Source organism: Streptomyces sp. NPDC057271 (assembly GCF_042668715.1).
GTDB lineage: Bacteria > Actinomycetota > Actinomycetes > Streptomycetales > Streptomycetaceae > Streptomyces.
This window is the reverse complement of sequence record NZ_JBHUYJ010000010.1, coordinates 1-12155: the sequence shown is the minus strand read 5'-3', so window position 1 is coordinate 12155 and position 12155 is coordinate 1. Positions and strand designations below refer to the sequence as shown.

Here is a 12155-nt window from a genome sequence, read left to right as displayed (position 1 = left end):
GATCGTCCCCGGATGTGACCTGGCCCTCACCGGATGGTGGTCGGAACCACGCCTGAGGACCAGGTAGTATTTTCTCTGTCAGCAGGCGCCGCTAGCTCAGTTGGTTAGAGCAGCTGACTCTTAATCAGCGGGTCCGGGGTTCGAGTCCCTGGCGGCGCACAGACGGAAGAAGCCCCTCGCGCGAGCGGGGGGCTTCTTCGTGCTCACGCGCGGAGGTACGTCAGTACGGCCAGCACCCGGCGGTGGGTCTCCTCCGCGGGCGGCAGATCCAGCTTCCCCAGGATGTTGCCGATGTGCTTGCCGACGGCCGCCTCGGTGACGACGAGCCGGCGCGCGATCTCCCCGTTCGAATGCCCCTCGGCGACCAGCCCGAGGACCTCCCGCTCGCGGGGGGTCAGCGCCTCCAGCGGATCACGGCGGCGGCGCAGCAGCTGCCGGACCACCTCGGGGTCCACGACCGTGCCGCCGTCGGCGACCCGGCCGAGCGCGTCCAGGAACTCCTCGATCTGCCCGACCCTGTCCTTGAGGAGGTAGCCGACGCCGGTGCCGTCGCCCGCGTCCAGGAGATCGGCGGCGTAGGTCCGCTGCACGTACTGGCTGAGGACGAGCACGGGCAGCCGAGGACGCTCGGCCCGCAGCGCGACGGCGGCGCGCAGCCCCTCGTCCTGGAAGCCGGGCGGCATCCGCACATCGGTGACGACGATGTCCGGCTCGTGCTCCGAGACCGCCGCGCTCAGCGCGTCCGCGTCGCCGACGGCGGCCACGACCTCGTGGCCGAAACGGGCAAGGAGCCCGATCAGGCCCTCGCGGAGGAGGACGCTGTCCTCGGCGAGGACGACGCGGAGGGCTCGGACAGCGGTCGGCACGGGATCTCCACTCCTAGAACGGTCGGCCCGCCCGGCGGGCTCATGATCGTCAGTGTGCCATCGAGGACGGCGAGCCGGTCGGCGAGTCCGGTGAGCCCGGAGCCGCGGACCGGGTCGGCACCGCCGCGGCCGTCGTCCTCGATGCCGACACGCAGCCGCCCGTCCCCGTACCGGGCGGTGACGCGGGCCTGGGCGGCGCCGCTGTGCCTGCCGATGTTGGCCAGGGCCTCGCAGACGGCGAAGTATCCGGCGCTCTCCACGGCGGTGGGCAGCCGGGGCAGGTCGATGTCGGTGTCGACGGGCACGGCGGAGCGGTCGGCGGCGTCGGTGAGGGCCGCGCCGAGGCCGTAGTCGGCGAGCACCTGCGGATGGATGCCGTGGATGAGTTCGCGCAGCTCGGTCAGGACCCGTCCGGCCTCCGCGTGGGCCTCGGTGAGCAGGTCGGCGAGCGGGCCGGGCGGGGCGTCGAGCCGGGCCAGGCCCAGGGTCATGGTGAGGGCGACCAGGCGCTGTTGGGCGCCGTCGTGGAGATCGCGCTCGATCCGTTGCCGCTCGGCCTCGAAGGCGTCGACGAGCCGGGCCCGGGAGGCGGTGACCTCGCCGATCCGCTCGCGCAGCTCGGCCTCACGGGGTGCGAGCAGCGCCCGGCCGAGGGCGGCACGCGCGCCGGCGAGCGCGGCCAGCGGGTAGAGCAACGCGACGAGGAGGACGCACCCGAGGAGGGCGACGACGAACGCCTGCGGATAGGAGGTGACCAGGTAGGCCTTGACGACCTTGGCCTCCTCGCCGTCCACGGCGAGTTGGAGGGGGGCACTGATCAGGGCGGCGGGCAGCCCGAGGGCGACGGCGAGGACGATCAGGTCGAGCGGCCACAGGACGGTGGCGTGCAGGACGGCGTACGCGAGCTCCCGCCAGGTGGCCTGTTCCCGGACGCGGACACGGAGCCAGGCGGCCAGGCCGGGCGCGTCCGGGACGCGGTGCGGGTCGGCGGCGGGATCGAGGTCGACGAGCCGGAGCCGACGGCGCTCGATTCCGCCGAGGGCGACGCCGGCGAGGAGGAGCAGCGGAAGCCCGACGAGTACGAGGGAGAAGACGACGAGCAGCAGCAGGACGAGCAGCGCGAGCACGCCGGTGAGCACCCCGGTCGCCAGATAGCCGGCGGACCGCCAGGGCCAGACGGTCCGCGGATACCCGGCTCGCGTGAGGGCCTGCCAGGGGGTGGGGGGTGACATGAGGTTCACCGTAGGGGGCGGTCGCGGGCGGGACCATCGGCCCGGTGGGTGTACGGGGGTATGCCTGGCCCTACCCCCGGTGCGATGGGGCCCCTACCCCGGTGGCGCCGGGGTCTGTTCGGCGGCGCCCGGGCCTCGGGGCGAGCGGTCGTGGGCGGCGTAGACGGCCCGGAGTCCGGCGAGGGCGTCCGGCGTCAGTGGCTCGTACGGGCTCCCCGCCGCCGGGCGCCACCAGACCGGGTCCTCACAGAGGAAGGAGTCCCGGCGCAGGGCCACGCGGTGGATCTTGTTCGTGGCGGTCAGCGGAAGCCTCGGGACGACGCGTACGAACCGCGGGGGCATCTTGGTGCCCAGGTCCGGCTGGGCGGCGAGGAAGGCGTCGAACGCGACCGGGTCGAAGTCGGCGCCCCCGGACGGGTCCTCGCGCAGGGCGATCGCCGTCATCACCTGGTCGCCCGCGACCGGGTCGGGTATCGCGTACACGGCGACACCCGCCGCGCGCTCCCAGCGGGACAGGATCTGCTCGATCACCGCCGCCGCGAGGTTCTCGCTGTCGACGCGCAGCCGGTCGTCGTCCCGGCCGGCGAACCAGAGGAATCCGTCGGCGGTCCGGTAGAAGAGGTCGCCGGTCCAGTACCAGCCTCCGCGCGTCCGGGCTGCTTCCGCCTCGGGGTTGCGCCAGTAGCCCTCGAAGGGGTTCCGGCCGCGGTTGACGAGTTCGCCGATCGCCGTGGAGGCGTTGAGGAGCCGGCCGTCGGGCGAGAGGACCGCGGGCGCGCACTCCTCGCCCGTCTCCGCGTCCACCACGGCCAGGTCGTCCCCCGGCGCCGCCCGCCCGATGGCTCCGGTCGGGGTGTCCGGGGTCCGCTGGATCGCCGCGCCGCCCTCCGAGGAGCCGTAGCCCTCCACGAGCCGGGCCCCGAACCGCGCCTCGAAGCGGGCCGCGTCCACGGCCCCCGCCTCGGTACCGAAGCCGAGCCGCAGCCGGTGCTCGCGGTCGTCCGGACGCGGCGGGGTGGCCAGCAGGTACTGGACGGCCCGGCCGACGTACGTGAAGTAGGTCGCGCCGAACTCCCGCACGTCCGGCAGGAAACGGGAGGCGGAGAACCGGTCCCGCAGCGCCACGCCCGCCCCCGCGGCGAGCGCCGGAGCCCAGTCCGCGATGACCGCGTTGCCGTGGAACATCGGCATGCAGACGTAGTGGACGTCCTCGGGCCGTACGCCGAAGTGGGCGACGAGCGAACGGCCGGCGGCAGCCAGCCGGCCCTGGCTGCAGATCGCCGCCTTGGGCGCGCCCGTCGAGCCGGAGGTGAAGTAGAGCAGCATCCGGCTGTCGGGGCGCACGGGGCGGGCCGTGGCCTCTCCGGGCTTGGCGCCCTCGAAGGGGGTCAGCAGCTCCCGGTAGGCGTCCGTGTCGGTCACCAGGACGCGTACGCCCGGCAGGGGAAGACCGTCGAGCAGGGGGAGGTGGGCGCGCTGGGTGACCAGGACGCGGCAGTCGGTGTGGACGATGTCGCGGGCCAGCTCGGCGCCGCGCCGGGTGGGGTTGATGCCGGCGACGGCGGCCCCGGCGAGGGCCGCCGCGCTCAGCCAGAGCGGGAATTCCGGCGTGTTGTCGAGGAGTACCCCGAGGTGCGGCTCGGCACCCCGGGGCAGCAGATCGACGAGGAGCGCCGCCCGCGCGGCGGCTCCGGCGGCGACCTGGTGATGGGTGAGGACCGTGTCCTCCGTCCTCAGCCCGACCCTGTGGTCGCCCCATTGCCGACGCACGAGCTCCGCCACGGTGGGTTCGGTCATGCACCGGACGGTAACTGACGCTACGTCAGAACTGAACATCCGAGCACGCGTAGAACGCGTTCCCGGTGTCCGCGATCGTCCAGACCGCGAGGATGAGATGCCGTCCGGACTTGCCCGCCGGGACGGTCCCGGAGTGCGAGAGCGTGGCCGGGGGCTGTGCGTTGTTGTACGGGACGGTGAGGAACGGCTGGGGATCGAGCGCCGCCCTGGTGAGCTTCTGGCTGCCGTTCCAGCCGTTCTTGGTGATGTAGTACTTGAAGTCGGTGGTGCGGTGGCGGGCGGTGAACTGCCAGCGGAAGGTGTGGCTCTGGCCCGCGGTGAGCCGCGTGGTGGGCCAGGCGCCGCCCCGGGGGTCGTCGAGCTGGGAGAACCGCGAGTTCCCGCCGGCGCAGATCGTGCCGTCGGCGGGTCCGGCGGCCGGGAAGCCCTTGAGGCCCTCGACCGACTGCGGCTCCCACTGGATGCCGCCGCAGTTGGTCACGGTGCCGTTGGCGCAGAGCTTCTGACGACTGATCGGGGAGTCGGTGTACCCGTGGCTGCCGGCACTGCCGGTGGCGAAGAGGGAGGCGCCGGCGACGCCGAGCGCCACCGCCGCCACGCCTATCTTTTTGCGCATGCTGTCACTCCTGGTGAACGTGGGGGAGTTCCGAGCCGTGCTGCACGCGTGCGGGTGGTGCCGTTGCGCTGGTGCTTGTGCTTGTGCGGTAGTGCCTATTCCGGTCTAGACCAAGTACCAGGGTATTGACGGAAGTTGGGCATGTCCATACCAGTCACGCGCCTTCCACGGGCCCGGTGCGGCCGGTGTAGAACGCCACCGTCAGGTCCTTGACCAGCGCCTTGCGCTCGTAGTCGTCCAGCTCGACGAGACCACGCGTGGTCAGCCGGTGGACCACGTCGTCCACGGCGTCCACGACGGAGGTCAGCACGCTGTCACGGTGCTTGGCGTCGATCGCGGCGATCCGGCGGCGCTGCATCGCCGCCGCGATCTCGGGGGCGTACTCGATACGGGTCGGCTGCGCCGAGAACACGTCGATCCCCACCGGGGCGCACTCCGCGGAGATCATCCGGGTCAGCGCCTCGCCGACGGCCTCCGCGTCGCGCAGGGTCGGGGCGTCCTGGTGGAAGGCGTCGGCCGGGAGCTGGGACAGGACCCGGGCCATCGCCGCCTCGACCTGCTCGCGCAGGTACTCCTCGTGGCCGTCGACGCCGAGGGCGGCGCGGACGGTGTCGCGGATGCGCCAGACGACGAGGACGACGACCCGGAGCGCGGTGCCCTTGGCGTCGACCGCGGAGAGCGGCTCGCTGCGCCAGTGGCGGAGGCGGATGTCGACGCGGCGGCGGAGGAGGAGGGGGCTGACCCAGACGAGGCCGGTACGGCGGACGGTGCCGCGGTAGTCGCCGAAGAGGGTGAGGACCCAGGCGTAGCCGACGCGGCCTCGGCCGAGCCCGCCGAGGGAGAAGAGGGTGAGCAGGACGCCGAGGGCGAGGAGGGCCCACTGGCCGAGGTGGATGCCGTGGTACGGACGCGGGGGCAGCCGGAGCATGCGCGTGAGCTGCTCGGGCACGGCCCCGACCCACCAGAGGATGGCGGCGCACCCGGTGAGTGCGAGCACCCCGGCCACGACCCCGATCCACCCGGGCAGCACCGCCCCCTCCCGCTCGACGAGCTTGGGATCGGCGGTGGGGGCGGGACGGGAAGGCTCGGGGCGGGCGGGGGCGGGGATGACGGCCTTGGGGACGGGGGCGGCCATGGCGACGGTGGCGGGCCCGCCGTCGTCGTCGGCGTCGGGCTCCTTCCGGAAGAGCAGGTGTACCGGGATGGAGCCGGTGGTCTCGGCCCCGATCACGTTCTTCCGCCGGCCCCCGGGCCGTACGGCCACGTGCGCCTCGGCGACGACGGGCACGGCGACGACCCCGACGTCACCACGGACGATCCGCCGGGGATCGACCCGCACCCCACCGGGGCGAGGCGCGAACGCTTCGGCCCCTTGGGCGGGGGCGGTCGGGGTTGCTTCGGCGACGAGGGGAGCGCCGGATGTACGGGGGCCGGTCGCGGAGGCGGACGGGTCGGGGAGCGCCGGGCGGGCGGCGGTGAGGCTGGTCGCACCGACCGGGGTACGGGCCCCGGCATCCGCGCCCGGCGCCGCAGGACCGGCGACGGGGGCCGTGACACCGGCAACGGACGAACCGCCCGCCGTACGGGTCCCGGTCGCCCCAGGCCCAGAGGCACCCTGCATACGCGGCCCGATCTCGGAAGCCACCGGGGCGCCGGACGCGTCCGCCGCCGCGCGGGCGGCGGTCGGGCCCGTCACACCGCCCGGCGTACCGGACCCCGCATCCCCGCCCGGCGCCGCAGGACCGGCGACGGGGGCCGTGACACCGGCAGCGGACGGACCGCCCGCCGTACGGGTCCCGCTCGCCCCAGGCCCAGAGGCAACTGTCGTACGCGGGCCGATCTCGGAAGCCACCGGGGCGCCGAGAGCGGACGGCGCACCGGAAACGCCGGAAGCCGAGGCGCCCGGAGTACGCGGGCCGATCTCGGAAGCGCCCGGGGCGGCGGTCGGGCCCGTCACACCGCCCGGCGTACGCGGGCCCGTCGCCGAAGCGGCCGGGGCGGTGGAGGTCGGGGCGGCGGGAGCACCGGGCCCGGAGGTGCCCGGCGTGACCGGCCCCGTCGCGGAAGCAGGCGGGGCGCTGGGCGTACCGGCCGCCCCACTCGCCGTACCCGGCGTCGCCGACGTACGCGACTCGGCGGCCGCATCCGGGCCACGGGCGGAGCCGTTCACGGCGTTCGACGGGCTCCCGGTAGCGACCGGGCCCGCCGGCGCACCCTCAGAAGCCTTCGCGGGAAGGGCGCCTGGGGCGCTTGACGGACCGGCGTGATCCTCGGCGGCGGGGAGGCCCGGACCCTTCGGTTCCGCCGGCCGGGAACCGGGGGCGTCCGCGCCCCGGCCGGTCGAGGGAGCCGGTTCCGTCACCGACGCGTCCACCCTGGGCGCGGCCGTCGGCGCCGAACCGCCCGAGGGCGCCGTGCCCGGCGTCGCACCGCCCGGCGCGACCGGGCCCTGCGGCGCCGACCCACCGGCCCCCGGTGCCGAGCCGTCCGACGCGACCGGAGCCTGCGGGGCCTGACGGTCCGGCGCAGCCCGGCCCTCCGGGGCCGAGGCGGCCGAAGTGGCCGAGGGCGCCTCGGACTTCGGGGCCGGCGGCGCAACGTCCGTAGGGGCCGGGGCCGTCTCCGATGCCGCACCGGCCTCGCCCATCGGCTCCGGTGGACGGGCCGACGGTCTCGGGCCGCGCGGTTCCGACGTCAGGCGGCGGGCCGTGCGGGCCGCGTCACGGCTGGCCGCCGCGCCCGAGTCGGGGTGTGGCGTCGATGCGGTCATGGGGTCCACCTCATGCTCTCGGGGTCATCGGAACAAGCGCCGCCAGGTCTCCGGGCCCGGGTAGCCGTCGGCCGCGCCGCCGCGCCATCCCTGTGCCCGCTGGAACGCCTCGACATTGCGACGGTCCGCCTCGCTCCAGCGCGGACCGGGACCCGACAGGTAGTGCTTGCCGTAGCCCCGCTTCACCAGCTGTTTGCCCAGCTTCTCCACATATGCGTTGGATTGGCCCGGACGGAAGTAGCCACGCCCGGGGAACCCCGCCGCATTCGCGCTCGGACCCCCCGAACCACTCGAACCGCCGATGCTGCGCCCCTTGCCCGTTACCAGCAGGCGCCAGGTGTGCGGCCCGGGCATCCCGTCCGCCTCCTTGCCCTTCCAGCCCTGCGCCCGCTGGAAAGCCGCCGTCGCCTGACGGTCCGCCTCGCTCCAGCGCGGGCCCGGGCCCTGGCGGTAGTACTGCTTGCCGCCGCGCTCGACGAGCAGCCGTCCGAGCCGGGTGACGTGGGCGTTGTTCGCGCCGGGGCCGAACATCTCCGAGCCCGGGTACGCCGTCGGCGTCGCGGTCGGACCGGCGGCGCCCCCCGCGGCTCCACCGCCCCCGACGCCACCCCCGACGCCGCCCCCACCACCGCTGACGCCGCCGACCACGCCCTTGTAGCGGTAGGCCACATAGCGGGCGGAGTCCTTCCAGTACGCCAGCGGCGTCGCCTGCCGTCTCGTACGCGGCTTGGTCTGCTCGTACGCGATGTACGACGTGTGCGTGTAGTCCGTCCAGCCGCCGAAGACCGTGACGTGCGAGCCCTTCGCCGGATTGGCCGGGTTGTGGAAGAGCAGGATGTCGCCGGCCTGGAGGTCGGCCCGGTCGATCCGCTCCCCGAAACGGTCCAGGCTGCCGGTCCACTCGTTGGCGCGCAGGTTCCACACCATCGAGACGTAGCCCGAGCAGTCCTGGCGGTATCCGTCGGACCAGTACCGCTCCATCGAGTACGGGACCTGGGCGTTCACCCACCGCTTGGCGCGGTTGATGATCTCGGTGCGGGTGGTCTTCCGCAGGGACGCGGCGGAGATCTGACTGGTCGTCGGGGTCGCGGCGGGCGACGGCTGCGGACCCAGGCCGGACGCTCCGTGCAGGGGCGCGGCGGCGCCCTGCGGCGTGTCGGGCCCGGGCGCGGCGGCGCCTCCCGCCGCCCCCGCTGCCCCCGCCGTCCCCGCCACGTCCGCTGCCCCCGCCGCCTCCGCAGTGCCAGCCACGTCCGCTGCCCCCGGCGCCCCCGCCGTCGCGTCCGCCGGGGTGACGGGCGCCGTGGAGTCCGGCTGGCGGGCGAGCGCGTCGACTCCCCCGCCGCCGAGGACCACTCCCGCCGCGGTCACCATGACCAGCGCGCGGCGCGCTCCGTGCGCCGCAGGGTGACCGCCCGCCCGCACGGGCAGGCCAAGGGCGAGATCGCGCCGCTGCTGGGCGCAGCCCGCGCAGCCGCAGTCGGCCGCGGGCTCGTACTCCTCGAAGACCGGCACGCTCATGCGAATCCCCTCCACACTCGTCAAGATCTTCTGGCTGGTGCACGGGCGCCAGTGTCTCAACTGTCCGGACATATCGCATTTTGACGGATCGAAGGCCCGATACGACCATCCGACAGGCCGGAAGAGCCACTGCTGGTCGGGAGCACTCTCGGACGTCGGGTAGAGTTACGCAGGTCAGCACGCGCCGCTAGCTCAGTTGGTTAGAGCAGCTGACTCTTAATCAGCGGGTCCGGGGTTCGAGTCCCTGGCGGCGCACGCAGAGTCAAGACCCCCTCACCACTGGTGAGGGGGTCTTGATCGTTCCCGGGTAACCCCCGCCACTCAACCACCCGCCGTGGGCGCCGCGTCGGACCGTGCGCACGCGTCCTCGGACCGTACGGAACCGGCCGATCTCAAGACGTCGCGGAGGTTGTCCGGGTCCGCGGCGGACGCCCGTTCTAGAGTTGCGGAACCCGAACCTCCCGCGGCGGCGCCGGGCTTCTCCCGCAGCCCGTGCGCCCGCGGTCGAGGACCGGCCCGGCCGCCGGGCGCGTGGTCCGCCAGACGGACCCGACGATCAGATGCCCGTCGGCCGGGCCAGGGCCGCCCCCATCCCCTCACCCCCCGGCGGTCACGCGCCGCTCGCCCCCGTGAGGTACGCGGAGACGACGACGTTCGCCGTGTACGTACCGGACTCGCGGTCGAAGGTCCCGCCGCAGGTGATCAGGCGCAGCTCCGCCCGGCCCTCCTCCCGCTGCCCGTACACCTTCCGCGCGTCGAAGCCCTCCCGGGGGAAGACCTGCACGTCGTCCACGGTGAACTCGGCGACCGAGCCGTCCGTGCGGGTCACCCTGACCGTGGCGCCCGGGCGGGCGGAGCTCAGCCCGTAGAAGACGGCGGGCCTGGTCTCGGTGTCGACGTGGCCGACGAAGAGGGCCGCCCCCTCCGCTCCGGGCCGGGTGCCGGTGCCGAACCAGCCGACCGATTCGGGCGTCTCGTACGGCGGCGGGTCCACCGCCCCCGTGGCGTCCAGGCCGCGCCCGACGACCGGCGCCGCGATCCCGAGCGACGGAATCTCGACCCGGCGCGGCTCGGCGGGCTCCAGTGGCGTGTGCGCCGGGGGCAGGGCCGCACCGGCCGGGCGGCCGACCGCCGCCATGTCGCCCGTCGTGGGGGCGGAGGTGCCGCCGGGTCCGTCGGTGATCTCACGGCCCCAGAGCCAGAGCCCGAGCAGGAGGACCGCCCAGGTCGCCCCGGTCAGCATCCGCCCGTTGCCGGACCCGGCGGACCCGGCGGGCATCTCAGTCGCCCGCCCCGCGCCGGCGCGCGCTGCGGACGGCGACGGCCACCGAGGCGATCGCGGCCAGCCCCAGGCCGACCAGGGTGTACGGGGTGCCGAGGCCGTTCTCGCTGGTGGTCTGGGCGACACCCGGCGCCACGGGGGGTGCGGCCGGGACCGCGAGGGCCGCGCCGCCGCCCCCGGCCCGCACCGGGGCGTACGGGGTGGAGTGATGCGTGGGCTCGTGGGTGGGGTGCGGCTGGTGCTTCTGGACGTGGACCACGCCGACGTCACGGTGCTCGCGGCCGTCGCAGACCACGCTGACCTGGTAGGTGCCGCTCGCCAGTCCCGAGCTGACCGTGGTGTCGCCGGAGAGTCCGTGGGCGCCTCCGTGAGCGGCGGTGAGGTCGGCGGCCGCCACGAAGGCCTTGGACGTGGCGGTGCCGGTGGTGCCCTTGCAGCCCTGGACACGGACCTCGACATCGGCGCCGGGCTTGGCCGTGGCCGGGGTGACCGTGGCCTTGACGCCGTCCCCCGCGAAGGCGGTACCGGCCCCGGGGGCCAGCACCAGGATGACGGCCGCCCCTGCGGCACGGAGAGCAATGGGACCTGAACGCATCGTGACCTCCTGATACTGGCAGGGTCACCCGTTCCGCCCGCTCCCGCATCCGCAAGGGGTCCGGTCGGGCGTCCGGCCGGGGGCTCCCGCGCCCGGGCCGCGTGGCCGCTACACCCGGTCCACGAGGTCGGCGATCGACTTGACGATCTTGGAGGGGCGGAACGGGAAGCGGTCGATCTCCGCCTGCGTCGTCAGACCGGTGAGGACCAGGAACGTCTGCATGCCCGCTTCGAGGCCGGCCAGGATGTCGGTGTCCATCCGGTCGCCGATCATGGCGCTCGTCTCGGAGTGGGCGCCGATGGCGTTCAGGCCGGTACGCATCATCAGCGGGTTCGGCTTGCCCGCGAAGTACGGGTCCTTGCCGGTGGCCTTGGTGATCAGCGCGGCCACGGAGCCGGTGGCCGGCAGCGGGCCCTCCAGAGAGGGGCCCGTCTCGTCGGGGTTGGTGCAGATGAAGCGGGCGCCGGCGTTGATGAGCCGGACGGCCTTGGTCATGGCCTCGAAGGAGTACGTCCGGGTCTCGCCGAGGACCACGTAGTCCGGGTCGTGGTCGGTGAGGACGTAGCCGATGTCGTGCAGCGCGGTGGTCAGGCCCGCCTCGCCGATGACGTAGGCGGTGCCGCCGGGGCGCTGGTCGTCGAGGAACTTGGCGGTGGCGAGCGCCGAGGTCCAGATGTTCTCCACCGGCACCTGAAGGCCCATGCGGGCGAGGCGGGCGTGCAGGTCACGGGCGGTGTAGATGGAGTTGTTCGTGAGGACCAGGAACGGCTTCCCGGTATCCCGCAGCTTCTTGATGAACGCGTCGGCGCCGGGGATCGGGACGCCCTCGTGGATGAGGACTCCGTCCATGTCCGTGAGCCAGGATTCGATCGGCTTGCGCTCTGCCATGTGCGGGGACTCCTGCCGTACAGAAATCGTGCGGTGTGCTGGGGACGCCGCGACAGCGCTGTGGCGACGCCCCCAGAGTAGGCCCTGCCCGCCCGCACCGGCTGGGTCGGGGAGCGGGTTCTGGTGCGTGCGGCTGCAAGGCGGAGGAGGGAGTCATGGCGGTGGGGGCACCTCCCGTGCCCGAAGGGCTAAGGGGGACCATGGCGACCGACGACAACACGGCAGATGCGCGTACCAGAACCCGCGAGCCCAGCCGGTGCGGGCGGGCAGGGCCTGAATCAAGAGGTCGTGACCTTGACCCCGTCGATCACCCAGTACCAGTTGTTGGAACCGGTGTAGCGGAAGCGGAAGCTCACGCTGGACGCCCCGGAGGGGACGTTCACGGTGAGCGACTGGGGCTGGGAGATGACGTCGGCGGTGTAGCTCTTGACGACCGTCGGCGTACCGCCGTTGAAGACGGCCTGGACCTGGGCGGTCTGGCTGCCCTCCTGGCGTTGAAGTGCTCTCCCGGCTGAAGCCGGGAGATTCCTGCTTACCTTGCGGCAGCGGGCTTGACGCGCTTCGCGCGCCTGACGACTGCCCCCCCGG

9 protein-coding genes, 2 tRNA genes and 1 pseudogene are annotated in these 12155 nt (G+C 74.0%); 2 read left to right on the top strand and 10 right to left on the bottom strand.

All coding sequences use genetic code 11. The features are described from left to right. The first annotated feature begins 85 nt into the window (after positions 1–85). A tRNA-Lys gene (locus ACFUJR_RS07370) sits at positions 86–159 on the top strand. Positions 160–203: 44 nt separating this feature from the next. On the opposite strand, the gene ACFUJR_RS07365 is transcribed toward ACFUJR_RS07370, so the two are convergent. The 6 genes from ACFUJR_RS07365 to ACFUJR_RS07340 all read right to left on the bottom strand — a co-directional run bounded on the left by ACFUJR_RS07365 (position 204) and on the right by ACFUJR_RS07340 (position 8802). Then, positions 204–866, bottom strand: coding sequence for a response regulator (locus ACFUJR_RS07365; RefSeq protein WP_383174543.1), 663 nt, complete (start codon positions 864–866; stop codon positions 204–206). Then, positions 797–2098: a sensor histidine kinase gene (locus tag ACFUJR_RS07360; RefSeq protein WP_383174540.1), complete on the bottom strand. Its 1302-nt coding sequence runs from the start codon at positions 2096–2098 to the stop codon at positions 797–799. Before ACFUJR_RS07360 ends, ACFUJR_RS07365 begins: the two co-directional genes overlap by 70 nt. Before the next feature lie 93 nt (positions 2099–2191). Next, positions 2192–3895, bottom strand: coding sequence for an AMP-binding protein (locus tag ACFUJR_RS07355; RefSeq protein ID WP_383450270.1), 1704 nt, complete (start codon positions 3893–3895; stop codon positions 2192–2194). Positions 3896–3920: 25 nt separating this feature from the next. Then, complete coding sequence (locus tag ACFUJR_RS07350) at positions 3921–4511, bottom strand: lytic polysaccharide monooxygenase (protein WP_383174534.1); 591 nt, start codon at positions 4509–4511, stop codon at positions 3921–3923. Between the two features lie 154 nt (positions 4512–4665). Further along, on the bottom strand, positions 4666–6132 hold the full coding sequence (locus ACFUJR_RS07345) for an SPFH domain-containing protein (RefSeq protein WP_383174571.1): 1467 nt from the start codon (positions 6130–6132) through the stop codon (positions 4666–4668). A gap of 1173 nt (positions 6133–7305) precedes the next feature. Beyond that, positions 7306–8802: a peptidoglycan-binding protein gene (locus ACFUJR_RS07340; RefSeq protein WP_383174531.1), complete on the bottom strand. Its 1497-nt coding sequence runs from the start codon at positions 8800–8802 to the stop codon at positions 7306–7308. A 181-nt stretch (positions 8803–8983) separates the two neighbouring features. Here ACFUJR_RS07340 and ACFUJR_RS07335 point away from each other — a divergent pair. Further along, positions 8984–9057, top strand: a tRNA-Lys gene (locus tag ACFUJR_RS07335). Positions 9058–9412: 355 nt separating this feature from the next. On the opposite strand, the gene ACFUJR_RS07330 is transcribed toward ACFUJR_RS07335, so the two are convergent. From ACFUJR_RS07330 to ACFUJR_RS07315, 4 genes and pseudogenes are all read right to left on the bottom strand, one after another. Beyond that, positions 9413–10081, bottom strand: coding sequence for a class F sortase (locus ACFUJR_RS07330; protein WP_383174528.1), 669 nt, complete (start codon positions 10079–10081; stop codon positions 9413–9415). Between the two features lies 1 nt (position 10082). Next, a complete protein-coding gene (locus tag ACFUJR_RS07325; RefSeq protein WP_383174525.1) occupies positions 10083–10679 on the bottom strand; it encodes a hypothetical protein in 597 nt (198 codons plus the stop codon). A 108-nt stretch (positions 10680–10787) separates the two neighbouring features. Next, on the bottom strand, positions 10788–11567 hold the full coding sequence (locus ACFUJR_RS07320; RefSeq protein WP_383174522.1) for an HAD-IIA family hydrolase: 780 nt from the start codon (positions 11565–11567) through the stop codon (positions 10788–10790). A gap of 278 nt (positions 11568–11845) precedes the next feature. Beyond that, a pseudogene (locus ACFUJR_RS07315) lies at positions 11846–12155 on the bottom strand (hypothetical protein); the annotation flags it as partial.